Below are 24,443 nucleotides of genomic sequence, written 5' to 3' on the forward strand. Positions count from 1 at the left end.
CCCTCACCCATGGCGAGGGGGCCTTCGCCGTACCCGCCGGACGCTACCGGTCCCGCGCCCGGGCCCCTGATGGAACACTTGCCCGTCGAAACCGGCGGCGGGGACCCGTCGTGGGCGCGGCGCACGACCGCCGATGTGCACCTGTGGTGCGGTCGCCCCGGGCTCGCCCTCGCCCAACTGGCCGCTGAAGAAGCGGAGTTGGCGGACGGTGGCAGTGACGCCGTCGAGGCGCTGAGCAAGGCGTACCGCGTGACCGGACGGTGGGCCCGCGCCCGCAGTGCCGCCCTCACCGCGTACGAGGCCGACGAGGCCGGCGGCCTGCAACTGCTCGCCCTCGCCGTCGGCGGCGCCGAAGGGGCCGCCGCCGCCCGCCCCCTGTGGCGGCGGGCCGTCCACCTCGCCCGCGGCAGCGACGAACCCTCCCCGTGGCACGACTACCTGTACGTCCTGATCGCCGCGGGCCTGGCCGACTGGACCGCCCTGGACGCCCGCCTCGCCCGCCTCCTCGCCCTCGCCGAGGCCCCCACCACCCACTGGGCCGACCTGGCCGAACTCGCCGACGACCTCACCGCCCTGCTGCACGCGCCCGGCGCCGACCGTGCCCGCCTCGGCCCCCGCCTCGCGCGCGTGATCGCCGCCCGGGACGCCGTCCGCGCGCGGTACGCCGGGCCGCAGCCGCAGCCGCAGCCGCAGCCGCCGCTCAGTGAGCCGGAGTCTGCACCAGAACTGCCCCGCCCCGAGGCTCAGGGGTGAGCAGCAGCGTCACGCCGTAGCGCGCCAACTGGCCGTCGGAAAAGGCCAGTTCCATGGTGCGCGGGGCGAATTCGCCCACCGAGCGGCAGTCCCACCACTCCTCCAGGTCGGGCCGCTCGGCGCGCAGCCGGGCCGTCAGCTGCCCAAAGCGCGCGGACAGCGGGGCGCGGTCGGCGCGGGTGCGGAAGTGGCGGTAGAGGTCCATCGCCAGCGGCTGCCAGGCGGGCAGGAGGCGCTGGTGGTGGGGGTCGCCGGTCAGCAGGAGCAGCAGGTTGCGGCGGTCGGCGGGTACGGCGGCGGGGTCCGGCCAGAGGGTGGCGTACGCGGTGTTCCAGGCGAGGAGGTCCAGGGCGGGGCCGAGGAGGAGGGCGGGGCTGGTGGGCCAACTGTCCAGGAGGTGCTGGTGGTTGACCGCCACGGCGTGCGGTGTGGCGAGTGCGTCCGAGGCGTCCGGCCCGCCCAGCCCGTTCGGTCCGCCCGGTCCCTCCGGGGCGAACCCCGCGAGCGCCAGCGCGTGCTCCCGCGCCGCACCGTCCATCCGCAGCGCCCGCGCCACCGCGTCGAGCACCTGCCGGGACGTGTCCACGCGCCCCTGCTCCAGCCACGTGTACCAGGCCACCGACACCCCCGACAGCGCCGCGACCTCCTCGCGCCGCAGCCCGGACGTGCGCCGCCGCGGGGTGCGCGGCAGCCCCACGTCCGCCGGGGCCAGCAGCTCGCGGTGCGCGCGCAGGAAGCCGCCCAGCTCGCGCCGCAGCGCGCCCCGTACCCCCTGGGCCGTGTCCGTCATCCTGTGACCTCCGCTCACCCCATGAACACCCGCCTGGCGGGCCCCATTCCCGGCCGGATGCTTGCCGCATGACCGAAACAACCGACACCCCCGCCGTCGCGACCGGCACTCCTGCCGTCACCGACACCCCCGTCGTCACCGGCACCCCCGTCGTCATCCGCCGCCACAACGACTCCTCCCACCTCACCGAACCCCGCACCCTCATCCGCGTCTACACCCCGCCCGGCACGCTGGACGCCGTCACCGCCTTCTACGAGCGGCTGCTCGGCACCGAACGGGACATGTACTTCACGTATCCGGCCCGGGAACTCACCCTCGCCGTCGTCGGAAGTTTTCTGCTCGTCGAGGCCGCCGAGGACGTCCTTGAGCCATTTCGGGCCACCGACGGGACGCTGCTCGTCGACTCCGCCGACGCCTATCTGAACCGGCTCACCGCCGAGGAGGGCACCGAGATCCTGGTCGCGCCGCACCGGGTTCCCACGGGTACGGGGTTCACCGCCCGGCACCCCGACGGCACCGTCATCGAGTACGTCGAACACCGGCCAACCCCGTCCGGGAACTAGCGGTCGGAGGCAGAGAAAGGGCACCTCCGTACAAACCACTTGGGCCCTGAACCCACCGTTCCCGTTCGATTACAGTGCTGCGGAGTCGGACGCCAGGGCACGGGAAAGGGGGTTCGGTGAGCACTGCAGCAGCCACCGGTGTGTGGGGCCGCACCGAGCAGCAGGACTTCCGCAGCCGGGTGCGCGGAACGCTGCTCGGGGCCGCCGTCGGTGACGCGCTCGGCGCGCCCGTCGACGGCTTCGGCCTCGGCGCGATCCGCGAGGCGCACGGCGCCGAGGGGCTCACCGAACTCGCCGCCGCGCACGGCGGCGGGCGCGGCGCCGTCACCGCCGCCACGCAGCTGGCGCTGTTCACCGTCGACGGACTGATACGCGCACAGGTCCGCCGCGACACCGGCGCCTGGCACCCGCCCACCGACCTGCACCGGGCCTACCGGCGCTGGGCCGCGACCCAGCGCGACTGGGGGCCCGACGAGCGCCGCAGGGAAGACGGCTGGCTGGCCCGCGAGGAGTGGCTGTACGCCCGCCGCGACCCCGCCCGCGCCTGCCTCACCGGGCTCGCCGACGACCGCATGGGCACGCTCGACGTACCCAAGAACCCCGGCGAGCAAGGGCCCGAGGCCGCCACCCGGTCCGCGCCCTTCGGGCTGCTCGTCGGGTGGGAGCCGCAGCTCGTGCTGCAGCTGGCCGTCGAGTGCGCCGTCCAGACCCACGGGCACCCCGTCGCGTACCTCACCGCCGGCGCGCACACCCTCCTCGTGCACGGCCTCGCCCGCGGTGAGTCGCTGGACGGCGCCATCCAGCGCGCCCTCGCCCTGCTCGCCGCCCGGCCCGGCCACCAGCCCGTCACCGACGCCCTGCGGCACGCCCTCGGCGCCGTCCGCCAGGGCATGCCCACGGCCGGCCGCGTCGAGGAACTCGTCGGCGAGGGCGGGGCCGTCGGCGCGCTCGCCGCCGCCGTGTACTGCGCCCTCGTCGGCGAGGACATCCGGCACGGGCTGCGGCTCGCCATCAACCACAGCGGGCCGTCGGCGGCGGCCGGGGCGTTGTGCGGGGCGCTGCTCGGCGCGCTGCACGGGGAGACCGCGTTGCCGCCGGGGTGGCTCACCGAGCTGGAGGGGCGGGCCACCGTTCTCGAACTCGCCGACGACTTCGCCATGGAGATGACGCAGGGGCCCGCCCTGCACAGCCCGGCGGGGGCGGCGCCCGGGTGGCTCGCCCGCTATCCGCGGGCCTGAGGCCGGGCCGTCCGAGCCCGGACCGTCAGACCTGCGAGGCCGTCAGACCTGCGCAACCGTCAGACCTGCGAATCCGTCAGACCTGCGAATCCGCCAGGATCTTCAGCGCCCGCGCCTTCAGCTCCGCGCTCGCCTGCTGCGCGTCACCCGCGTCGAACGGCGGCCGCGGGTCGTACTCGACGGCCAGCTGGATCGCCCGTGCCGTGTCGTCGTCCGTGAGCCGCGCCGCCAGGTACAGGGCCATGTCCAGGCCCGCCGAGACGCCCGCCGACGTGATGAACTTCCCCGACCGCACGTAGCGTTCCGGCACGTACGTGATGTCGAAGGTCTTCTCCAGGTACGGGGCCGACGCCCAGTACGTCGTCGCGCGGCGGCCGTCCAGGAGGCCCGCCGCCGCGAGGACGAGGGAGCCCGTGCACACGGACGTGGTGAAGCGGGTGCGGCGGTTCGTGTGCCTGATCCACTCCAGGAGCGGCTGGTTCTCCATCGCCGCGATCGTGCCCCGGTTGCCCGCGCCCGGTACGAGCAGGACGTCCAGGCGGCCCGCCTCGTCGAGGGTGCGCTCCGCCAGCACGGCCACGTCGCCGGTGTCCGTGCGGACCGGGCCCCGGCGTTCGGCCAGCATCGTGACGCTCGCGCCGGGGACGCGGGAGAGGACTTCGGCGGGTCCGGTGGGGTCGAGGAGGCTGTAGCCGTCGTAGAGGAGGATGCCGATGCGGGGGCCGGTGGGTGGGGTGCCGGGGTCGGTGCTGCGGTTCGCGGGGTACGGGGCGGTGTCGGCGTGGGCCGTCGGGGTCAGGGCTGTCGTGGCGAGGGCGGCCGTGGCTGCCGCGGCGGTGCCGCGCAGGAGGGTGCGGCGGGTGGTGGGGTGCGTCATGGCACGGGAGTCTGCGCGGGTTGCGGTGCGCGTGGACGGGGCATGTCCGGCATCCTGCGAATCCTGTCCCCGCCCATGCCGTAGTGGTCGAGGAACGCCTGCCGCAACGTCTGCGCGGAGCCGAAGCCGCAGCGGCGGGCGATCGCGGACAGGGGGAGTTCGCTGGCGCGGACCAGGTGGGCGGCCGCCTCCGTGCGGGCCGCCCGCACCGCGCGGGCCGGGGTCGTGCCCAGGTGGGCGGAGAACAGGCGGGTCAGGTGCCGGGTGCTCACGCCCGCGCGGGCGGCGAGCGCGGCGGGCGTCAGGTCGTCGGCCAGGTGGGCCGCGATGTGGCCCGCGAGGTCGCGTACCAGACGGTCGCCCGGGGGCGGGGCCGCCAGGAACATGCTGATCTGGGCCTGGTCGGCGGGGCGGTGGAGGTACGAGACCAGCTCGCGGGCCACCGCGCGGGCGAGGGTGGGGCCGTGGTCGTCCTCTATCAGGGCGAGGGTGAGGTCCAGGGCGCTGGTGACGCCCGCGGAGGTGTAGACGTTGCCGTCGCGGACGTAGAGGGGGGCCACGTCCACGGCCACCGAGGGGTGGCGGGCCGCCAGCCTGTCGCCGTAGCCCCAGTGGGTCGTCGCCCGGCGGTGGTCCAGCAGGCCCGCGGCCGCCAGGACGTAGGCGCCGGTGCAGACGCTGGCGACGCGGCGGCTGTGCTCCGCCAGGCGGTGGACCTGGGCGACCAGGCGGGGGTCGGCCGCCGCCTCCTCGTAGCCCGCGCCGCCGACCACCAGGAGGGTGTCCAACTCGCCCGTCACCGTTTCCAGTCGCTGGCCCGCCGCCAGGGCTATGCCCGCCGAGCTGTGTGCCGGGCGGCGGCCCACCGTGCCCAGGTCTATCCGGTACGGGGGGTTCGCGCCGTAGCGGTTCGCTATGTCCAGAGCGCCGCTCGGGCAGGCTATGTCGAGGATCTGGGCGTTGTCGTACGCCACGATGAGTACGCGTCTCGCGGTGTGCATGGGGGGCATTCCACACGGGGTCAGGTCGGTGTGGTCATCAGGGTCGTGACATACGCGTCCAGCCGTTCCTCCACAGCTCGCGTCGTCAGCTCCGTTCTCCCCGCCTTCCGCCACGGCTGCGACACCGACGCCACTTCCTCCGAGAACGCCAGCGCGTCCCGCACCTGCCAGTACCGGCGTGCGTGCGCCGTCGCGGCCAGCGTCCCGCCCGCCTCCTCGTACGCCTCGGCGAACCGCAGGCCCCACTCCGGGCCGTGCAGCAGGGCGAGGTTGGTGGAGCAGTGGGCCACGTCCAGGTCTGTGGGGCCCCAGGAGGTGGTCGCCCAGTCGACGACGCCGGTGATGCGGGGAGGTGCCGGGCTGGGGGACCGCGCGGCGAAGAGGACGTTGCCGGGGTGGAAGTCCCGGTGCAGGAAACGGCCTTCGTAAGGTGGTGGGGGCTTCCGGATCACGTCGATCGCCGCCGCCCACGTCGTCGCGTCCGCGCCCTTCGGCGTGACGACGGTGTCGGCGGTCGTCCACGCCGTGTACGTGCGGGGGCGCTCGGTGGGGCGCAGCGCGTGGATCGCCGCCAGTTGGCGGGCCAGGAGAGGGACGCGTGCCTCCGCTCCCTCGTCGTCGAGGATCGTGCGGCCGGCCAGGTGGGTCATCAGGAGCGAGGGGTGCTCGCAGTGCGCCGCGGTCGGGTCGGCCGCGATCAGGGCCGGAGCCGGTACGGCGGTCTCCGTGAGCAGGGTCAGGGCGTCGGCCTCCCGGTGCAGGGAGTCCTCGGCGTGCTCCGCGTTCACGAAGGTCCGCAGGACCAGGGCACGGGTGCCGCCGTCCCGGGCGCCGATGGTCAGCTTCCGGATTTCGGCGGTGATGCCGCCGTGCAGTGTTTCGGTGGTGAGGATTCGTTCGTCGGTCTTCAGGTGGCGGTTCACCCAGGACAGGGTCAACGGGCGGACAGCCGACGCCGTTTCGTCGTGGTGGGTCACCACGCCACCCCATCATCCGGACGACGGCACGCGCACGGGATTAAGACCCGGGGGGCTGGGGTCGCAGCCCCCCGGGGGCCGGGTTCAGCCGACCGTCTTGGGCTCCGTGGGCTCCGCCTGCGTCGGCAGGGCCACCGCGGCCGAGTCATCGTCGTCCGTGTTGATCCGCTCGATCAGAGCGTCCCGTTCGGGGGTGTCCTCGGGCTTGAAGTACCCGATCGCGATGTAGAGGACCAGCGAGACGGCGAGCGGGATCGACACCTGGTACTGGAGCGGCACGCCGCCGTCCACGTTCCAGTGGATGGGGTAGTTGACCAGCCAGAAGGCGAGCAGGCCGAGGCCCCAGCTGGTGAGCGCGGCCGTGGGTCCTGAGCGGCGGAACGGGCGCAGCAGGCCGAGCATCATCGGGATGGCGATGGGGCCCATCAGACCGGCGACCCACTTGATGACGACGGTGATGATGTCCTTGAAGGCGGGCGAGTTGACCTGCGTGGCCACCGCCATGGACAGGCCGAGGAAGATCACGGTGGTGAGGCGGGCCGCGATGAGTCCGGCGTGGTCGTTCCAGGCGCGGGCCCGCTTGGAGAGGACCGGCGCGACGTCGCGGGTGAAGACGGCCGCGATGGCGTTGGCGTCGGAGGAGCACATGGCCATGGTGTGGGAGAAGAAGCCGACGATGACCAGGCCGAGGAGGCCGTGCGGGAGGAGCTGTTCGGTCATCAGGGCGTAGGAGTCGGAGCCGTCGGGCTTCTTCGCGTCGACGAGGAGCGGCGACATCCACATGGGGAAGAAGAGGACGAGCGGCCAGACCAGCCAGAGGACGGCGGACAGTTTCGCGGAGCGGGTGGCCTCGCGGGCGTTGGCCGTGGCCATGTAGCGCTGGGCCTGGTTGAGCATGCCGCCGTTGTACTCGAAGAGCTTGATGAAGAGGAAGGCGAGGAGGAAGACCGTTCCGTACGGGCCGACCAGCGGTTTCGCGTGGCCGTCCAGGGCGGGCTCGTCCCAGACGCCGAAGAACCCGCCGTACGGTCCGAGCTTCGCGATCACCGCCACGAACATGGCGACACCGGCGAGGAGCTGGATGATGAACTGGCCGAGCTCCGTGAGGGCGTCGGCCCACAGGCCGCCGATCGTGCAGTAGATCGCCGTGATCACGCCGGTGATGAGGATGCCCTGGTTGAGGGAGACGCCGGTGAAGACGGAGAGGAGGGTGGCGATCGCGGCCCACTTCGCGCCCACGTCCACGATCTTCAGGAGCATTCCGGACCAGGCGAGCGCCTGCTGGGTCTTGAGGTTGTAGCGGTTCTTCAAGTACTCGAGCGGGGACGCCACGTGCAGGCGCGAGCGCAGCCGGTTGATGCGCGGCGCGAACAGGCGGGCGCCGATGGCGATGCCGAGCGCGATCGGGAACGACCAGGTGATGAAGGACGTGACACCGTAGGTGTAGGCGATGCCCGCGTAACCGGTGAACATCACCGCGCTGTAGCCCGACATGTGGTGCGAGATGCCGGACAGCCACCAGGGCATCTTCCCGCCGGCCGTGAAGAAGTCACTGACGTTGTCCACGCGTTTGTGGGACCAGACGCCGATCGCGACCATCACGCCGAAATACGCGATGAGCACGGCCCAGTCGAGACCGTTCATTGCCCCTCCCAGGGGTCCGACTTGTGAACTCGGTCAACTCCGCTGAAACGGCGCCCACTTGTCGACATGGCGCCTGAACGGCCGCGAAGTGCCCGCTCATAGTCGGTTCGGCGGGAGGGCGCGGACAACCGCCCGCATGGTCAAGAGGAAGTAAAATCGTTCGAGTTGGCGACCTTGGTTCATATACGTGACCCTCGAAGGGCGACGAAAGCCCCCGAAGGGGTACCTGTCGGCCGCCCCTCGGGGGCAGGTCCCGGGCCGGGCGCCCACCCGCCTTCCGGGCCCGCGGCTAGCGCATCAGCTCCCCCGCGTTCACCAACAGCGACTGCCCCGTGATCGCCCGTGCCCGGTCCGACGCGAGGAACACGCACGCGTCCGCCACGTCCCCGTCGGTGGCCAGCTCCGGCAGCGCCATCCGCTCGGTGAGCCGCCGCTTCACCTCCGCCTCCGGTACGCCCTCGGTGTGCGCGGTGAACTTCACGTACGCCTCCACCGGCGGCCCCCACATCCAGCCCGGCTGGACGGTGTTCACCCGGATCCGGTGCGGGCCGAGCTCGCGGGCCAGGGAGTACATCGCCGAGACCAGCGCGCCCTTCGACGCCGCGTACGCGGCCTGCCGCACCTGCGAGGGCGCGGCCACCGACGACTGCGTACCGATGAGGACGACCGAGCCGCCGCGCTCCTTCAGGTGCGGCAGACAGGCCCGCGTCATCCGCAGCGAGCCCAGCAGGTTCACGTCGAGGATGCCGTCCCAGGTGCCGAAGTCCGCGTCCTGAAGGCCGCCGAAGTAGCTGTCCCAGGCGGCGACCTGCACCAGCGCGTCGATCCGCCCGAACCGCTCGACGGCCAGGGCGGCGAGCGCCTCGCACTGGCCCTCGTCGGTGATGTCCGTCGGCCGGTGCGCGACGCGTTCGCCCCCCGGGTCGATCGCGGCGGCGGACCGCTCCAGGTTCTCCTTCGTGCGCGCGCCGAGCACGGCGTTGCCGCCGTCGCGCACCACGGCCGCGGCGACCTCGTGGCCGAGCCCCGCGCCGACCCCCGAGACGATCACGGTCCTGCCGTCGAGCAGTGACATGAGGAACCTCCGGACTCTGGCAGTTTTCCTGACGGGGCGTCAGAGTATGGGCGTCCAACGGAGGAAGGAAGGGGAGATCCGTGACTGAGGACACCCGCGTCGAGGCCTACGCCGAGCTGGCCGCCGTCGGCCCCTACGGAGTGCGCCCCGGCCATGCGCTGATCACCATGGTCGAGCCGCACCCGGGCCAGGAGCACGCCTACAACCGCTGGTACGAGGACGACCACTACTACGCGGGCGCCATGGCGATGCCCTGGATGTACGCGGGGCGGCGCTGGGTGGCGACCCGCGACCTCCAACTCCTGCGCAGGCCCGAGAAGTCGGCGGTCGCCGAGCCCGTGACGGCGGGCTGCTACCTCTCCACGTACTGGATCACCGAGGGCCGCTACGACCACCACATGAAGTGGACCGTCGGCATCAACAAGCGCCTCAACCGCGACGGCCGCGTCCACCAGGCCCGCACCCACGTCTTCACGGCCTTCCAGGACCACGAGGCCACCGTGTACCGGGACGGCGCCGCCGGGCCGCGCGACTTCCACGCCCTCGACCATCCGTACCGGGGCCTCGTCCTCGAAGTCGTCGACGCCGAGAGCCCCGAGCGGCGGCCGGAACTCCTGGAGTGGCTGCTCGCCCGCCGCCTCCCGCGCGCCCTCGCGGGCTCGCCCGCCGCCCTGGTGACGGTCTTCAGGCCGACACCGCTGCCGGGCGACCGGATGACGTACGTGAAGCAGGTCGAGGGCGTCGGCACGCGGGTCACCCTGCTGTGGTTCCTGGAGTGCGATCCGCGCGAGTGCTGGGAGGAGCGGTTCGCCGGGGCCGTCGAGCAGGTCGCCGATTCGGGGCTCGGGCGGGTGGAGCTGGTGGCGCCGTTCGTGCCGACCGTGCCGGGGACGGACCGGTACGTGGACCAGCTCCGGTAGTCGTCCCCGCGGCCGTGGCAGCCGCGGCGGCCGGAAAAGGCCGAGCCCCCTCGGCCAGGACGGCGGACTAGTCGAGAGGGCTCATGCGGTGCTGCTATGCGGTTGTGTCGGTACTGGCACGTATCACCGGCGGTCCTACTTCCCGTCGCGGACCTCGGCCACGAAGGCGTTCCAGGACGCGGCGGGGAAGGCGATGACCGCGCCGTCCGTGACCTTGGAGTCACGTACGGAGATCGCGTGCGTCACGGGGGACTTGACCTCGACGCAGGCGCCGTTCCCGGTGGAGTAGGAAGACTTGGTCCAAGCGGGCGACGCACCTTGCTGAATTGCCATGTTTGCTCCGTTTTGCGCAGTTGGTGAATTGCTGTATCCGCCTGAGAGCGGTATACGCCAACGTTCTTGCTGTTGGCGTGAATGACGCTACTCGCCAACATCGACCGGCGGATGGGTCGTTCACTCAACCGGATGGCATATTCCAGAGGGGTCTTCCGTCGCGCTATGGCGAAGGTGTACTGTGCCGCACTTTCGCGAGCAGGGCGGACTTCAGCGCGCTTCAGCCACCATGGATCTTGGCGGACCTCAGCGGGCGTAGTCCTTGGCGATGTCCGCGATGAGCTGCCGGGATTGATCCACATTCAGCGCCTGTGCCCGCAAATGCTCGTACATGACGCTGTACTGCTGCACGTCATTCGCCTTTTCCAGATACAGATCGCTCGTGACGCCCTCGATGTAGACCACGCTGGAATCCGAGGCGTCCGGGAACTCCAGGATCGCGTACTGACCGTTCAGACCCGGATGCGCGCCCATGTCGAACGGGATCACCTGCACCGTGACGTGCGGCAGTTGGGACTGCTCCACCAAATACTCCAGCTGCTCGCGCATCAGCGTGCGGGTGCCGACGACGCGGCGCAGCGCGGACTCGTCCAGGACGGTCCACAGCCGCAGCGGATTCTCCGGTGCCGCGATGCGCTCCTGGCGGCGCATCCTGACCTGCACCCGCTTCTCGATGTCCGTCGGGGTGGTCTCCGGCAGCGCGCCGGTGATCAGGGCCTCCGCGTACGGCCTGGTCTGGAGCAGGCCGGGGACGACCTGCGGATCGTAGACGCGCAAGGACGCCGCGTCCGTCTCCAGGCCGATGTAGACGCTGTACGGGATGTCGCCGAAGGAGTGCCACCAGCCCTGCTGGCGGGAGTCCTTGGCCATCTGCATGAGCGAGTCGACGATGCGGTGGTCCTCGACCTCGTACACCCCGCAGAGGTCGCGGACGTCGCGCTGGCTGATCGAACGACGGCCGTTCTCCAGGCGACTGATCTTCGACTGCGAGACGAGCAGCCGCTCGGCCACCTCTTCGGCTGTCATGCCTTTCAGCTCGCGCAGCCGACGCAGCTCCTGGCCGAGCCGGCGACGCCTGACGGTGGGATTGACGTTGGACGCCACGGGACGTGCACCTCCGGCACTATGCCTCTACTTTGCGTGTCTGCTGCCATGCAGAGTGCCACCACGGGTCAACTCGGCGCTGGGAAACAGCAGAACAGCGGTGTGTGGGGTGCCGGCGCGGTGCGCGCCGGGTGCGCTGGCCCAACGGGCGTGCCCCATGAGGCGGTTGCGGCCGCGCGGGCCGGGCACCGGCGTCCGTCGAGGACGCTCCGGTGCCCCGCCCGCGCGACTCGGCGGCTCCCGAACCGGGTCTGGGGGACTGCGGCGCGTGGTGCCTGGCGGTGCGTGTGGTGCGGGTGCGGCAGCGGTGCAGCGGGCGCTGCGGGTGCCGCGTGGTGCGGGTGCAGCAGGGGCGCAGCGGGCGCTGCGTGTGCTGCGGGTGTGGCCTGGTGCGGCCCGTTCAGTGGGCCACGGCGCGGGCCATGGCTCCCGCACCCCGGCGTGGCTGCATCGGCACCCTGCCGGGGTCCGGTGCGGTCCGCGCCGCCTGCGCGGGCTGTCGCCCGCTGCCCTGTCCCGCAGTGGTCGCGGGACTGCGGCGCGGTTGCGCCGCCACACCGTTCTGGACGTCCATCACGGCGTGCGCCACGAGGCCGCCCATCGGGTCGTGCCTGATCAGATCGCGCAGCCGGGAGCGGGACGAGCGTCCCTCGTTGCCCGGATACAGGTGCTTGCCGAGTCCGACCGCGTGGGCCAGTGCGGCGAGCGCCGCGGTCCGCGGGTCCGGCGGTACGCCGGTGCGGATCGCCGAATCCAGCCGGGACCTGATTTCCCGGCTGATCGCCGTGTCCGTCGCTTGGTAGCGAGTCGTCGGCAGTACCCCGCACATCTGACCCGCCACGGCATGCACCATGCCGCACCGCTCCAGATGCGAAAGGTAGGTCTGGCGCAGCCCCAGTCGGGGCCCGCCGATCCAGTGGACCGCCCGAACCGGGCTGCCGCGCCTGCGCAGCAGTTCCAGTGCGGAGTCCAAGGTCGGATCTCCGGTCGGCCGTGGCATCACCACGGCGATACGATCCCCGTCAGGGGCTATCCGTCCGGCCAGTGCCAGCTCTACTAGCTGCGCTCCGGCCAGACCCAGGTCGAGCGACTGCGGCTGCGCTGTGGTACCCGTGGCCGGGTCCAGAGCGAGCAGCAGAAGCTCCTCCGGAATTGTTCTGCGGCTCCTGCCCATCCATGCCTCCCCGCGTGGATGAATGACAGGGTGACCCCTCTCACATTCATCTGTCGAGAGTGCCTGACCGGTAAGTACGGGAACCAGTAGGTATGTCGTTCTCGTCTACCACGGGGGTTAAGCCCTCACACAGGACACTGGTACATGGTTCGGACAGCGGGTCCGGGCCATGGTTGGGCGTGGCGAGTACGGCAAGTACGAGGAGGCATCGGTGGCGGGCGAGTTCCCCGACAGGTCTAAGACGGTTTCTGGCGGGGGCGCCTCGGACGGTGCGGCCGACGCCTCGTCGGCGTCGCCCGGCGAGGTCGGCGCCACGCCGGTCGACGCCAAGGGAGACGCACGGCTGCGCGCCGCGGTTGCCGCGTGGGTGGCCGGGGCCGACGAAGAGGGTTCCGGCGCGGCTGAGGGGGAAGGTTCCTCCTCGGTCGAGGACGAGGGGCCCGGCGCGGGCGGGACGTCCGCCGAAGCCGAGCGGGAAGGTTCCTCCACCGGCGCGGCCGAGGGCGCCGACGGGGCCGAGGACGCTTCGGACGGCGGTGCTTCGGACGGCGGTGCTTCGGACGGCGGTGCTTCCGACGGCGGGGCCGAGGGGTCCGCGGTCGACATGGCCACGGCTGTGTTCACGGCTGCTCGGCCCGCGGCGCCGACGGATGACGCGAAGACCGATGCGAAGCCCGACGCGAAGACCGACGCGGTGACCAACGGTGACGGGGAGGGCACGAAGGCCGAGGCCGAGGATGCCGGGGACGCCGGGGACGCCGGGGACGCCGGGGACGCCGGGGACGAGACCCGTGATCCCCGGGTGGACCGGGCCACCGCGGTGTTCCAGACCGTCCGGCCGGGCGTGAACGGGAAGTCCGAGGCGAAGTCGGAGGCCAAGTCGGAGGCCAAGTCCGAGGCCAAGTCCGAGAGCAAGTCCGAGGACGCCGCCAAGCTGGACGCCGCCAAGCCCGACGCCGACGCCAAGCCCGAGGCCGCCGCCGAACCGGACTCCGACGCCGACCCGGAGCCCGCCGCCAAGGCCAAGCCGACGCCGGTGAAGTCCGACGCCACCCTGACGCTCGGCCCGAAGGCCGTCGCCAAGCCGGACGCCGCGAGCAAGCCGGACGCCGACAGCAAGCCCGGCGCCGACGCCGAGCCGAAGCCCGACTCGAAGCCCGGCGCCGACTCGAAGCCGGACGCCGACGCCAAGCCCGCCAAGGCCGACGACAAGGCGAAGCCCGCCGCCGAGCCCGCCGCCAAGGCCAAGCCGGAAGGCGACGCCAAGCCCGCCGCCGACAAGCCCGAAACCGGGCTCGACCAGGCCACCGCCGTCTTCAAGGCCGTCCGCCCCGGCTCCGCCGGTGTGGACCAGCCGACCACGATGCTCAAGCTCGGGGACGTACCCGAGCGGAAGCCGAGGTCCGCAGACAAGCACGACAAGCACGACGAGCACGACAAGCCCGCGGCCAAGGCCCAGCCCAAGGCCGCCAAGGCAACCGAGTCGGAGGCCGAGCGCACCAGCAAGTTCGTCGCGCTCAAGCCCCTCGACGAGCCCCGCACCAAGCCCGCGCCGAAGGCACCGGCTGCCCCCGGCCCCGTACCCGCGCAGTCCGCCGCGCAGCCCTCGGCCCCCGCAGCCACTCCCGCACCGGCAACCCCGCAAGCGGCGGGTACTCCGGCGCAGGCGCCCCCGCCGGGCGACCGCACCAGCCAGCAGCCGCTGCCGCCCCTGCCGCCGCTGGACCTGCTCGCCGAGCTGACGAACACGCCGCCGCCTCCGGAGACCCCGACCCGCACCATCGTGCGCCGGGTCAAGATCTGGACGCCGCTGGTCGTGCTCCTCGCGATTGTGTTCGCAGTCGCACAGGCGATGCGTCCGCTGCCCGAGCCGAAGCTGACGCTGACGGCCGCTTCCTCGCACTCCTTCGACGGCGGCAAGCCCTCGATTCCGTGGCCCGAGGACGGCCAGGCGGCCATGGACGTCGACGGCATCGGCAGCTTCGGCACGTCCGGCAGCCAGAAGCCGGTGCCGATCGCGAGCATCGCCAAGGTGATGACGACCTATCTGATCCTGCGCGACCACCCGATCAAGAAGGGCAAGGACGGCGAGACCATCGAGGTCGACGCCGAGGCGCAGCGGCACTACGAGAAGGGCAAGCCGGCCAACGAGTCCGTGGTCAAGGTGACCGAGGGCCAGAAGCTCACCCAGTACGAGGCCCTGCAGGCCGTGATGCTGCCGTCCGCCAACAACGTGGCGCGGCTGCTCGCGCGCTGGGACAGCAAGGGTTCCGAGGACAAGTTCGTCGCCAAGATGAACAAGACCGCCAAGGAACTCGGCATGAAGAACACGCGCTACACCGACCCCAGCGGCCTCGACAAGACGACCGTGTCGACCGCCGAGGACCTGGTGAAGCTCGGCCGGGTGGCGATGGAGAACCCGACCTTCAAGGAGATCGCGGGCCAGGGCAGCTACGAGGACCTCAACGGCGACAAGCAGAAGAACTTCTTCGGGCTCGTCCCGACGGTCGCCATCGGCATCAAGACCGGCACGACCACGGCCGCGGGCGGCAACATCCTCTTCGCCGCGGAGAAGCGGATCGGCGGCAAGACCCACATGGTCATCGGCGCGGCCCTCGCTCAGTTCGGTACGGGCGGCGTGGCCAACATCGACCTGGTCACCAACGTCACCAAGGACCTGATCGCGGCCGGGCAGGAGGCCCTCAAGGCCAAGACCGTGGTGAAGAAGGGCGAGGTCGTCGGTGAGGTCGACGACGGCCTCGGCGGCACCACGCCGGTCGTCGCCACCAAGAACGTCACCGCCGTCGGCTGGTCCGGCCTGACCGTCAAGGTGGAGCTTGAGGACGGCGGCAAGACGCCGCCGCACTCCGCGAAGGCCGGTACGGTCGTCGGCCGTCTGCTCGTCGGCGACGGCACGACCAGCGGCGCGATCAAGGTGCCGGTGGCCCTGCAGAAGGACCTCTCGGAGCCGGGCTTCGGAGCGAAGCTGACGCGGGTGAGCTGACCCGCGACGAGAAGAACGAGAAGGGGGTGGGGGCGAGCCGGACGGCTCGCCCCCACCCCCTTTGCCGTACCCCTGAGGCCCCTGAGGCCCCGCAGGTCCCGCAGGTCCCTCAGGCCCCTCAGGATCAGGCCCTAGTCCTTGTCCGGCTGCTCCTCGCACTTCGGCTGCGGCCCCGACGGGCCCCCGTAGTTGGACGCGATCCGCACGTCGCCGGGCTTCTTCACCGTCAGGCGGGTGAAGTCGCCCTCCTTGTAGAGGCAGCCGCCCTCGGCCCACAGCCACGGCGAGTAGGCGACGCGGACGACGACCGAGCCGGGCTCGGACATGCGGACGGTGAGGTGGGCGCCGTCGGCGGTCACCACGGAGCCGGGCTTGTCGACCAGCGGGACGGGGTCCTTGACGCGGTAGATCCGCCAGTTGTCGTCGTGCCAGACCTGGTCCAGATAGCTGGGCTCGCTGGTCACCAGGTCGTGCTCGCGCTCGGCGGCGCCGTCCGGCCTGCCGTCGCCCTTGTAGAGCACCACGAAGCCGACGGCCCAGTGGTTCAGCCAGGCGCGGTACGAGGACGAGGTGAAGGCGCCCTCCTGCACCTCGGAGACCGGGCGGCCCTCGTAGAACAGGCGGCCGCGCTCCACGTCGGCCTGGCGGTTCCAGCCGCGCGCCATGTTGATGTACGGCGACAGGACGGCGGCCTCGCGGTGGTCGCGGGCCGGGACGACCTCGACGCGGGTGCGCTCGGCACCCAGGCGGTTGAGCTCCTTGACGACACCGTCGGTCTCGACGGCCCAGGTGGGCACCTTGGTGTACGCCACTATGTCGGAGGTCGTCTTGACGGACACCCAGATGAGGGAGAGGACGACGGCGCAGATCAGCACCGTCCGATGCCAGAAGTGGCGCGGCGTGCCGCTGGGCCGCAGCAGCCGCAGGGTGGGGAACTTCCGGTTCAGGACGGCGGCCAGCAGTATCGGCGGGGCCGCGATCTCGGCGAAGCGCTCGACGTTCGTACCGATCGGGGTGGGGATCAGCCAGGTAAGGACCACGCCCACCGCGTACACCGCGGCGCCCACCTTCAGCAGCTTCCAGGAGCGCGGCGCCGCCAGGATGACGACCCCGCACAGCAGCACCGGCGGGAAGATCCGGATGAACGCCATCGGCTGCTCGCCCTCGAAGGGGAACAGCCAGGTGGTCAGGCCGACCACGACGAACGGCGGCAGGATCAGCGCGAGCGCCGGACCCCACTGGCGTTTCAGCAGGTGGGCGGCGCCCACCACGACGAGGAACAGGCCCGCGACCGGGCTGCCCATCGTCGCGAGCGCCGCGCAGGCCGTGGCGGCCGCGACCCGCAGCCGGTTCGTGGGGCCGGTGGCCGCGAGGACCGCGCCGACGCCGAACGCCACGCCCAGCATGAAGGTGGCCCGCCCGCACACCACCTGGCACCACAGCGAGAAGCCCACGACGATCGAGGGCCACAGCGGCTTGCGGATGCCGCTGCGCATGATCAGCGCCACGGCCATCCAGGTGGCGGCGAGCCCGGAGGCCGCCGCGACCGTACGTACCCCGAAAGCGGCCATGAGGTACGGCGAGATGACGCTGTAGTTGGCGGTGTGCAGGCCGCCGTACCAGAAGAGGCTGTACGCCGAGCCCGGGTAGCGCCGGGCGAAGCCCGCCCAGGCCTCCTGCGCCGCGAGGTCGCCGCCGCCGGTCGCGAAGACCGTCCACCACAGCAGATACAGCGGCAGCAGCCCTGCCGTGATCATCAGCGGCATGCGGTAGCGCCAGTACCAGGGTTCGCGCATGCCACTGCCCCGGTCGGCTCGGCTGAGTGACGGGGAGGACAGTTCGGCAGAGGCCACGGTCGGCGGTCCGTTCGGCTGGCTGGGGCAACTCCTTCGGAGTAGACGCTAACCGCTGCGGATTGGTTGGCAGACAGCGACCCCATGGGCCCGGTCCACGCCAGTATGCAACCGAATGTCTGTTCCCGCAGGTCATTCCGGGCGAGGTCGGGCGGCCTTTCCGGGGGTGGGTGTGGGGCGACTCACCCGACGGATCACCCGGCGGCTCACCCGACCGCGGGGGCGCGCAGAGGGCGTCCGGGGCGAGGCTTCCGCCGCCGCTCTCCGCGCGGACGGCGTCGAGTCTCCGCGCGGACGGTGTCGAGCTGGCCGAGGAGGGTGCCGAGGCGGGCGGGCGAGGGGCCCGGAAGTAGCGGAGCACCGCGCGGTGGAAGGCGTCGCGCAGCGCGGGCGGCATCGCGTCCGAGGCGTCGAAGCAGAGCGTCCTGGCGCCGCCGGTGAGGACCGCCGCGACCTCGTCGCCGCCCGGGTCCGTGGGCCGCGGGTCGCGCCGCGCCCGGGAAGAACGGCCGCAGCTCCGGCTCGGCCTCCTCGTGCCAGAGCCGCCGCGCCTGGCTCCCGGAGAGCCGCGCCACCAGTTCGCGGGCCTCCGGGCCGCCGCGGAAGACCGCCGCCATGTCGCCCACGACCTCGCCCGCGACCTCGTACGCGTCGTCGTGGGCGGCGGGCCCCGACAGGAACCGCGCGGACGGATCCACCCGCACGCCCCCGCCGCCACCTGCTTTTGCGCCCTCTTTACCCTTCGCGTTCGCATACACATAGCGAATGAAGGCGCTCTGGTGCTCATGCGTGGAGTCCAGCTCGGGGGAGTTCAGGAACCCTCTCGGCCCCGGCCGCCCGGCGTCCGGGGCCCGGGTCCCCTCGTACGAGGTGGTGAGCGACAGATCGACCGACTTCCTCGACCGCTCACCGAGCAGCCGCGCCCAGGCCATCCAGGCCGTCCAGGCCGTCCGCACCTCCGGGCCGCGCCAGCTCAGCCGCCCGGCCGCCCACCGGGCGTACGTCCCGGGCCCCGACCGATGCAGCACCAGATCCTCGATCCAGTCGATGCCGGGCCACCCGGAGGTGGCCTGCGAGGAGGGCGAGGGCGGTGAGGCAGGAGGCGAGGGCGGTACGCCGGGGGCCACGGGTCACGGGGTGGCTCCCGGGCGGGTGAGGCGGACGTACTCGCGCCGGTAGGAGTGGAGGGTGGCGCCGGTGAGGGCGGCGCTGAACAGGCCCGCGGGGGCGACGTCGCACCAGAACAGGTGCGGGAGGGGGGCGTTGACGCCCGCGCGACGTCAAGAGAAGTGCGGGAGTCCGCAAGGGAGGTGACGGACCGTCACCCAACCCTGACCACGACCCCGCCCTCACCCTCCCCCCGCTCCCGTCCCCCGAACCGCGGAGGCCGACTCACTTCACGGGATACGCCACATCGCACACGTCGTCCCCCGGCCCCGCCGCGTCCCAGTCCGTGAAGTACACCTCACGGCAGGGGCCCGCCTGGCTCAGCCCTTCCTGGGCGATCCACTCCTCGACGGCGTCGTACGCGCCGATGATCTGTGGATAGGCGACCTGCGCCTTGGTGATGCGGGCGTAGGCAAGGCGGAAGGCGGGTTCCGCGCGGGCCCGGACGTCCCGCTGCCGCCCCTGCGCCTCGGCCCAGGCGCGGGCCGCCGCCGGGTCGGCGACGGGCACGCAGGCCTCGGCGGGCCCGTCGCTGTCCTCGGTGACCTCGGAGTGGTAGATCACGAAGGGCGCGGCGGGGACGCCGCCGCAGAGTTCCTCGGCGGCCCGTTCGAGGCGCTCGAAGGAGGCGTCGATCCAGGTGGACAGCTCGTGGGTGAACACATGGCGCCGCTCGCAGATGACGAAGGCCTCGGGGACGTCGGTGGTGCGGATCTCGAAAGTGCCGGACAAGGTGGGACTCCTTCCTGACAGGCGGCCACGGAGGTAGTCCACGAGGGTGCGCTGGGCGGCGACGCGCTCCTCGACCCCGGCCCAGTACGTCCCGAGCGCCGCCGCCGCGCCCGCGTCGTCGAGCCCCACGAACGCCGCGATGTCCGTGAGCGGCATGTCGAGGCGGCGCAGGAGCGCGACGGTGCGGGCCCGCTCGACCTGTTCGGGCCGGTAGTAGCGGTAGCCGGTCGCCTCGTCCACGTATGCCGGGGGCAGCAGGCCCTGGCGGTCGTACAGGCGCAGGGCCTTGGCGGAGAGGCGGGAGCGGGCGGCGAAGGTGCCGATGCTCAGGAGTGCCGGGTCCCGGCCGAGTGCCGGGTTCCGGTCGGGCTCGGCGGCCGGGCGGGGTTCTGGGGCGGTGTCGGGTGCGTCCACGTGGTCATCTTCCGTGACCGGCGGTCACCGGTCGTCGAAGGCGGGTGCCTTCGACGGGGAGACCTTGGACCCTGCCCCAGGGGCAAGGTCAACGCCGCTCAGGGCGTCCCGCCAGATCCGCTCGGTGAGGGCGTTGCCGTGCCGGGACCCGCGGCCGCCGACGTCGGAGAGCGGCTGCAGGAGCGGGCTGCGCGGGCGCAGCCGGAAAACGGTCACGGCGGTGGACACCTTGGGCGTGTACCCGACGAACCACGCCGACTTCAGGCGGTCCTGGTCGATGGTGCGGCCCGCCGCGACCGGGCCCCCGCCGGCGGCGGAGACCCCGTCGAGGCTGTCCCTGGCGACGTCCCGGAGCACGGTGTCGACCTGCGTGGCGGCGTGCGAGTCCAGGGCGCGCCGGGTGCGCGGCGGCTCAAGCCCCTCGATCTGCTCGCGCTCCCCGCCGTCCCCCTCGGGGTCGCCCTCCCTGGTCACCGACGTCACGGAGTACGGGTCGTGCTGGAGGCCGCCGCGCGCGAACGTGCCGTACGCGCTCGCGAGCCGCACCGCGCTCGGCGTGGACGTGCCGAGCGGGAACGACTTGTCGGGCCGCGCCATGCTCGACTCCAGCATCCCCGCGTCCACGGCGACCTCCCGCACCCCCGCGGCCCCGACCTTCTTGCCGAGCTGCTGGTACGTGGCGTTGCCGCCCTGGACCAGCGCCTCGCCCGGCGTCAGCCCGCCGGGCCCCTCGGCGTCGGGGCGCAGCCCGTCCTGGAGGGCGGCGGCCAGCACGAACGGCTTGAACGCGGAGCCCGCGGGGACGCCGGAGGTGTCGGCGTTGTTGCTGAAGTGGCGGGTGGCGTCGGGTCCGCCGTACACGGCGAGGAGCGCGCCGTCCTGGGTGCGCACGGACGCGGCGCCGACCTGGACGCCCTTGTCCTGGGGGCGCTTCTTGGGGTCGAGGCGCTGGTCGAGGGTGCGCTGGGCGGTGCGGGCGAGCTGCAGGACGCGGCGCTTGTCGAAGGTGGTGTGGATCTTGTAGCCGCCGCGGGCTAGGTCCTTGTCGGTGAGGCCGGTGCGCTGCTTCAGGTACTTGTTGGCGATGTCGACGAGGTAGCCGGCCTGTCCGTAGTGCCCGCTCAGGCTGGTCGAGCGGGACTCCTTCTGCGGCTCGGGGAACTCCTTGTACCGGGCGCGCTCCTTGGCGCTCATCCGGCCGACGGCGACCTGCCGGTCCAGGATCCACGCCCAGCGGGCCTTGGCGCGGCGGTGGTTGGCGGCGCCGCCGGAGGGGTCGTACAGCTCGGCGCCCTTCAGCAGCGCGGCCAGCACGGCCCCTTGGCTGGCGTTCAGGTCCCGTGCGGACACGCCGTAGTACGCGTGCGCGGCGGCCTCGATCCCGTACGCCCCCCGCCCGAACCAGCTGCTGTTCAGATACCCCTGCAGGATCTCGTCCTTGGTCTTCCGCTGGTCCACCTTCAGTGAGATGACGAACTCCCGGACCTTGCGCGTCATCGTCTGGTCCTGCGACAGGTAGGTGTTCTTCACGTACTGCTGCGTGATGGTGGAACCGCCCTGCGTCTCCTGCCCCTTGACCATGTTCACCACGGCCCGCCCGAGCCCCATCGGCGACACCCCGGAGTCGCTGTAGAAGCTCGCGTTCTCCGCCGCGATGACCGCGTCGCGCACGGACTCCGGTATGTCGTCCAGCCGCACGTTCTGCCGGTTGACCGCCCCGATGCTGACCAACTGCGTGCCGTCGGCCCAGTAGTACACGTTGGCCTCGCGGCTGGCCGCCGCGTTCTCGTCGGGGACGTCGACGGTGACGTACACGTAGGTGAAGAGCCCGGCGAGGCCGCCGGTGCCCAGCAGGAAGGTGCTGAGCCACTGCCGCCACGACGGCAGCCACCGGCGCACGCCCCGGCGGCCGTGGCGCGGATAGTCGATCAGCCGCCGCCGACGGCGGCGCGGCCGGGCCGTGACCTTCTTGGCGTGCGCGCGTACGCGTTGCGCGTGTGTCCCCATGATCCAAGAGAGTGCCCGGCGGGGAACGAGGGTTGTGCGCGGAGGTGTCAGCGGGGCGTAACAGTAGGGCAGGGGGAGCCGACTTGGGGGCACTTGGGCAGGTCAGGCCCCACCTCGTACAGTTGATCGAGTCGATCGAGGGGGGCGCCATGAACGGTAGCGGAATCGGTGACGGCGTCGGTGACGGCGGTACGGGGACGACGGGCGGGGCACGTGCGGACGGCGTGGTCTGGGCCGCCCGCACCGCCAACGCCTGGCTGTACGCGCTCGCCGCGGTCGCCGGTGCGGTGGCCCTGGCCGCCCTCGCCCTGACGGCCGCCGGGGCGACGGACCTGTGGGCGCTGGCGATCCCCTTCGCCCTGGTCGCCGTGACCACGCTCGGCTGCTCCTCCGTCCAGGCCCTCGTCACCGAGAACGGCCTGAAGGTGACCTTCGGCCCCTTCGGCTGGCCCGCCCGCCGCTGGCGCGCCGCCGACATCGAGTCGGCCCACGCCGAACACCGCAAGCCGTCCCAGGTCGGCGGCTGGGGCTACCGCCTCAGCGGCCTCGGCACGACGGTGATGCTGCGGGCGGGGGAGTGCCTGGTGATCCGGGCCAGGGGGAAGAACTTCGCGGTGTCGGTGGACGACGCGGAGCGGGGTGCGGCGCTGCTGAACGGGCTGCGGAAGCGGGGGTGAACACGCGGTCACTTCCGCCCGACGGGACACCCCAGCCCCCAACAGAACGGAACTTCCCCCTCGTTCACCGGCGATGAGCGGCACTCTTGAAGTGTGCCGGGCCACGAGGGGGTACTCGGGGTGGACCCTTGGCGATCAGAGAGAGCCCGGGCAGAAGCCCGGGACCTGGACGAAGAGGACGGGCGCGACCTGAACGACACATGACACGGCGCGCACGAGGCGCGTCGGGGGGAACTGGGGGGAGCAGTCACCCATGCGACGCAGCGATACCGATCCACGTGTCTTGCACGCCCTACGGGCCCGCACTGCGACCGGGATGTCCCTCGCGGAGCCTGTGGAAGGGCGGTTGACCTGAGGTGGACATAACGAACCACAGGCCCGAGGAGCTGAGTCCGACGCTCCGAGGGGCCTGGTGCCGAGCGATGGAGGAGTCACCCGAATACGCCAACCCGTTCCTGGCCCCGGAGTTCGCGGCCGGAGTGGGCCGCTGCCGGGGCGGAGCGCGGGTGGCGATCATCCATGAGGGCGGGGAGCCGGTCGGCTTCTTCCCCTACGAACGGGGCGCTTTCGGCATCGGGCGGGCGGTGGGCCTCGGCCTCTCCGACTGCCAGGGCCTGGTGCACCGCCCCGGGGTCACCTGGGACCCACAGGAACTGCTGCGGGCCTGCGGCCTGTCGGTCTTCGAGTTCGACCATCTCGTGGAGGAGCAGAAGCCGTTCGGCGAGTACGTCACGGGGACGTTCGCGTCGCCGGTGGTGGACCTGACGCAAGGGGGCGGTGGGGACGGTGACGGCTACGCGCAGTGGCTGCGGGCGACGTACCCCGGACTCGCGAAGACGACCCTCAAGAAGGAGCGCCGCCTCGGCCGCGACCTCGGCGAGATGCGGTTCGTGTTCGACGACCGCGACCCGAGGGTGCTGCGGCAGCTCATGGACTGGAAGTCGGCGCAGTACCGCAGGACGGCCCGGATGGACCGGTTCGCGAAGCCGTGGATAGTGGACCTGGTGAACCACCTGTTCCAGGTCAGACACGCGCACTTCACCGGGGTCCTCTCCGTGGTGTACGCCGGGGACCGACCGGTGGCGGCGCACTTCGGGCCGAGGTCGCGCACGGTGTTCGCGGCCTGGTTCACGGCGTACGACCCGGAGCTGCGCTACTACTCGCCCGGCCTCATCATGCACCTCAGGATGGCCGAGGCCGCAGGCCGCCAAGGCGTGCGGATCATGGACCTGGGGCGCGGCGAGAAGGAGTACAAGGACTGGCTCAAGACCCGCGAACTGCGCGTCTGCGAGGGCTTCGCGAGCCGCCCGCACCCGGTCGCCGTCGCCCACCGCCTCTGGCGCCGCCCGGTCCGCGGCCTGCGCAACACGGTGCTGGCCCACCCTCAGCTCCGGAAACCGGCGGACCGGCTGCTGAAGACGGTGGGGGCGGTGCGGACGTCGGGGCCGTTGAGGCGCTGAAGGTCTTTCCAGCCGGATGCCGACCGCGTGCGGCCACCGCCAACGAGGCGGTGGCCGCGCGGGGTCGGAGGGGTTACCCCGCTGCCTTGCTGATCCGCCAGTCGCCGACGTTGCTGGACCGGTTCCAGTAGGCGCTGGTGCACACGTCGTACTTGCCGCCGACGGCGTTGGTGCCGCCGTTGGTCTCCAGGAAGCTGCCGGTGGCGGAGTACAGGTTCCACAGGATGACGATGTCGCCGTACCGCACGGCCTGGTCGGCGGGCGCGGAGGTCTGGGCGAAGATCCGCCAGCTCCCGGTGTGCTCCCCGGCCCGGTCCCGGTCCTTGCTCGTGCTCACGTCGTACTTGGCGGCCGGGCCCTGGGTGGACGCGGCGTGCCCGTTGGTGTCCAGGTACCCGCCGTCGTTGGCCCACAGGTTCCGCAGATGCAGGACGTCCCCGCTGAGCACCTGCTCCCCGGCCTTCTTCCCGGTGGCGGAGACGACCTCCCAGGTCCCCGTGCCCTTCCCGCGGGTGGGCGTATCGGCGGTGGACACCCCGTACAACGCCCCGGACTGCCCACTCCCCCCGTTGGTGTCGAGGTACCCACCGCTCCAGTTGCTGTAGCCGTTCTGGATGTGGACCTTGTCGCCGTACTTGAGTACGTCCGCCATGGCGGCCCCCTCGATAGATGAGTGATCC

General features: G+C 72.1%; 21 protein-coding genes. 7 read left to right on the top strand and 14 right to left on the bottom strand.

Going from position 1 to position 24,443, the window contains the following annotated elements; genetic code table 11:
- Positions 1–78: 78 nt before the first annotated feature.
- Complete coding sequence (locus IE274_RS15125; RefSeq protein ID WP_190116235.1) at positions 79–753, top strand: hypothetical protein; 675 nt, start codon at positions 79–81, stop codon at positions 751–753.
- Here the strand turns inward: IE274_RS15125 and IE274_RS15130 are convergent.
- A complete protein-coding gene (locus tag IE274_RS15130; RefSeq protein ID WP_190116236.1) occupies positions 701–1,543 on the bottom strand; it encodes a helix-turn-helix domain-containing protein in 843 nt (280 codons plus the stop codon). The genes IE274_RS15125 and IE274_RS15130 overlap by 53 nt on opposite strands.
- Positions 1,544–1,611: 68 nt before the next feature.
- Between IE274_RS15130 and IE274_RS15135 the strand changes: the two genes are divergently transcribed.
- Both IE274_RS15135 and IE274_RS15140 read left to right on the top strand, forming a co-directional pair.
- The gene (locus IE274_RS15135) at positions 1,612–2,106 is read left to right on the top strand and encodes a VOC family protein (RefSeq protein WP_229909585.1); all 495 of its coding nucleotides are present in this window, start codon (positions 1,612–1,614) and stop codon (positions 2,104–2,106) included.
- Between the two features lie 116 nt (positions 2,107–2,222).
- The gene (locus tag IE274_RS15140; RefSeq protein ID WP_229909554.1) at positions 2,223–3,344 is read left to right on the top strand and encodes an ADP-ribosylglycohydrolase family protein; all 1,122 of its coding nucleotides are present in this window, start codon (positions 2,223–2,225) and stop codon (positions 3,342–3,344) included.
- 76 nt (positions 3,345–3,420) lie between these two features.
- On the opposite strand, the gene IE274_RS15145 is transcribed toward IE274_RS15140, so the two are convergent.
- From IE274_RS15145 to IE274_RS15165, 5 genes are all read right to left on the bottom strand, one after another.
- A complete protein-coding gene (locus IE274_RS15145) occupies positions 3,421–4,221 on the bottom strand; it encodes a DJ-1/PfpI family protein (protein WP_190116237.1) in 801 nt (266 codons plus the stop codon).
- The gene (locus IE274_RS15150) at positions 4,218–5,222 is read right to left on the bottom strand and encodes a GlxA family transcriptional regulator (RefSeq protein WP_190116238.1); all 1,005 of its coding nucleotides are present in this window, start codon (positions 5,220–5,222) and stop codon (positions 4,218–4,220) included. Before IE274_RS15150 ends, IE274_RS15145 begins: the two co-directional genes overlap by 4 nt.
- 20 nt (positions 5,223–5,242) lie before the next feature.
- Entirely contained in the window at positions 5,243–6,145 is a 903-nt protein-coding gene (locus tag IE274_RS15155) for a phosphotransferase family protein (RefSeq protein ID WP_229909555.1), read from the bottom strand.
- Between the two features lie 138 nt (positions 6,146–6,283).
- Positions 6,284–7,843 (bottom strand): sodium:solute symporter family protein, encoded by a 1,560-nt coding sequence (locus tag IE274_RS15160; RefSeq protein ID WP_190116240.1) that lies wholly within the window; start codon positions 7,841–7,843, stop codon positions 6,284–6,286.
- A gap of 289 nt (positions 7,844–8,132) precedes the next feature.
- Positions 8,133–8,918, bottom strand: coding sequence for an SDR family oxidoreductase (locus tag IE274_RS15165; protein ID WP_190116241.1), 786 nt, complete (start codon positions 8,916–8,918; stop codon positions 8,133–8,135).
- Between the two features lie 80 nt (positions 8,919–8,998).
- Between IE274_RS15165 and IE274_RS15170 the strand changes: the two genes are divergently transcribed.
- Entirely contained in the window at positions 8,999–9,838 is an 840-nt protein-coding gene (locus IE274_RS15170) for a hypothetical protein (protein ID WP_190116242.1), read from the top strand.
- Positions 9,839–9,973: 135 nt separating this feature from the next.
- On the opposite strand, the gene IE274_RS15175 is transcribed toward IE274_RS15170, so the two are convergent.
- The 3 genes from IE274_RS15175 to IE274_RS15185 form a co-directional block, all read right to left on the bottom strand.
- Positions 9,974–10,171, bottom strand: a complete 198-nt coding sequence (locus tag IE274_RS15175; RefSeq protein WP_190116243.1) for a DUF397 domain-containing protein — start codon at positions 10,169–10,171, stop codon at positions 9,974–9,976.
- 246 nt (positions 10,172–10,417) lie between these two features.
- The gene (locus IE274_RS15180; protein WP_190116244.1) at positions 10,418–11,275 is read right to left on the bottom strand and encodes a helix-turn-helix domain-containing protein; all 858 of its coding nucleotides are present in this window, start codon (positions 11,273–11,275) and stop codon (positions 10,418–10,420) included.
- Between the two features lie 400 nt (positions 11,276–11,675).
- Positions 11,676–12,449, bottom strand: a complete 774-nt coding sequence (locus IE274_RS15185; protein WP_190116245.1) for a GOLPH3/VPS74 family protein — start codon at positions 12,447–12,449, stop codon at positions 11,676–11,678.
- A 169-nt stretch (positions 12,450–12,618) separates the two neighbouring features.
- On the opposite strand from IE274_RS15185, the gene IE274_RS39490 reads away from it, so the two are divergent.
- Entirely contained in the window at positions 12,619–15,453 is a 2,835-nt protein-coding gene (locus IE274_RS39490) for a D-alanyl-D-alanine carboxypeptidase (protein ID WP_229909556.1), read from the top strand.
- Between the two features lie 131 nt (positions 15,454–15,584).
- Here the strand turns inward: IE274_RS39490 and IE274_RS15195 are convergent, their stop codons facing one another.
- From IE274_RS15195 to IE274_RS15210, 4 genes are all read right to left on the bottom strand, one after another.
- A complete protein-coding gene (locus tag IE274_RS15195) occupies positions 15,585–17,249 on the bottom strand; it encodes a DUF8823 domain-containing protein (protein WP_190116246.1) in 1,665 nt (554 codons plus the stop codon).
- A gap of 263 nt (positions 17,250–17,512) precedes the next feature.
- On the bottom strand, positions 17,513–18,433 hold the full coding sequence (locus IE274_RS15200; protein ID WP_190116247.1) for a hypothetical protein: 921 nt from the start codon (positions 18,431–18,433) through the stop codon (positions 17,513–17,515).
- A 265-nt stretch (positions 18,434–18,698) separates the two neighbouring features.
- On the bottom strand, positions 18,699–19,535 hold the full coding sequence (locus tag IE274_RS15205) for a MerR family transcriptional regulator (protein WP_229909586.1): 837 nt from the start codon (positions 19,533–19,535) through the stop codon (positions 18,699–18,701).
- A gap of 108 nt (positions 19,536–19,643) precedes the next feature.
- Entirely contained in the window at positions 19,644–21,626 is a 1,983-nt protein-coding gene (locus IE274_RS15210; protein ID WP_190116249.1) for a transglycosylase domain-containing protein, read from the bottom strand.
- Between the two features lie 149 nt (positions 21,627–21,775).
- Between IE274_RS15210 and IE274_RS15215 the strand changes: the two genes are divergently transcribed.
- Positions 21,776–22,303 carry a hypothetical protein gene (locus tag IE274_RS15215; protein WP_307821996.1) on the top strand — a complete coding sequence of 176 codons (528 nt, stop codon included), beginning with the start codon at positions 21,776–21,778 and terminating at the stop codon, positions 22,301–22,303.
- A gap of 356 nt (positions 22,304–22,659) precedes the next feature.
- Positions 22,660–23,763: a GNAT family N-acetyltransferase gene (locus IE274_RS15220; RefSeq protein WP_190116250.1), complete on the top strand. Its 1,104-nt coding sequence runs from the start codon at positions 22,660–22,662 to the stop codon at positions 23,761–23,763.
- Positions 23,764–23,836: 73 nt separating this feature from the next.
- Here the strand turns inward: IE274_RS15220 and IE274_RS15225 are convergent, their stop codons facing one another.
- Positions 23,837–24,415 (bottom strand): hypothetical protein, encoded by a 579-nt coding sequence (locus tag IE274_RS15225; protein WP_190116251.1) that lies wholly within the window; start codon positions 24,413–24,415, stop codon positions 23,837–23,839.
- Positions 24,416–24,443 lie beyond the last annotated feature (28 nt).

The sequence above is a fragment of the Streptomyces flavofungini genome, assembly GCF_014650815.1.
Taxonomy (GTDB): Bacteria; Actinomycetota; Actinomycetes; order Streptomycetales; family Streptomycetaceae; genus Streptomyces; species Streptomyces flavofungini.

Excerpts from the sequence above, each read along its gene's own strand:
- IE274_RS15175 (WP_190116243.1), bottom strand. The coding sequence starts at position 10,171 with ATGGCAATTCAGCAAGGTGCGTCGCCCGCTTGGACCAAGTCTTCCTAC.
- IE274_RS15135 (WP_229909585.1), top strand. The coding sequence starts at position 1,612 with ATGACCGAAACAACCGACACCCCCGCCGTCGCGACCGGCACTCCTGCC.
- IE274_RS15145 (WP_190116237.1), bottom strand. The coding sequence starts at position 4,221 with ATGACGCACCCCACCACCCGCCGCACCCTCCTGCGCGGCACCGCCGCG.
- IE274_RS15225 (WP_190116251.1), bottom strand. The coding sequence starts at position 24,415 with ATGGCGGACGTACTCAAGTACGGCGACAAGGTCCACATCCAGAACGGC.
- IE274_RS15210 (WP_190116249.1), bottom strand. The coding sequence starts at position 21,626 with ATGGGGACACACGCGCAACGCGTACGCGCGCACGCCAAGAAGGTCACG.
- IE274_RS15130 (WP_190116236.1), bottom strand. The coding sequence starts at position 1,543 with ATGACGGACACGGCCCAGGGGGTACGGGGCGCGCTGCGGCGCGAGCTG.
- IE274_RS15185 (WP_190116245.1), bottom strand. The coding sequence starts at position 12,449 with ATGGGCAGGAGCCGCAGAACAATTCCGGAGGAGCTTCTGCTGCTCGCT.
- IE274_RS39490 (WP_229909556.1), top strand. The coding sequence starts at position 12,619 with ATGGTTGGGCGTGGCGAGTACGGCAAGTACGAGGAGGCATCGGTGGCG.
- IE274_RS15195 (WP_190116246.1), bottom strand. The coding sequence starts at position 17,249 with ATGCGCGAACCCTGGTACTGGCGCTACCGCATGCCGCTGATGATCACG.
- IE274_RS15215 (WP_307821996.1), top strand. The coding sequence starts at position 21,776 with ATGAACGGTAGCGGAATCGGTGACGGCGTCGGTGACGGCGGTACGGGG.
- IE274_RS15160 (WP_190116240.1), bottom strand. The coding sequence starts at position 7,843 with ATGAACGGTCTCGACTGGGCCGTGCTCATCGCGTATTTCGGCGTGATG.
- IE274_RS15165 (WP_190116241.1), bottom strand. The coding sequence starts at position 8,918 with ATGTCACTGCTCGACGGCAGGACCGTGATCGTCTCGGGGGTCGGCGCG.
- IE274_RS15150 (WP_190116238.1), bottom strand. The coding sequence starts at position 5,222 with ATGCACACCGCGAGACGCGTACTCATCGTGGCGTACGACAACGCCCAG.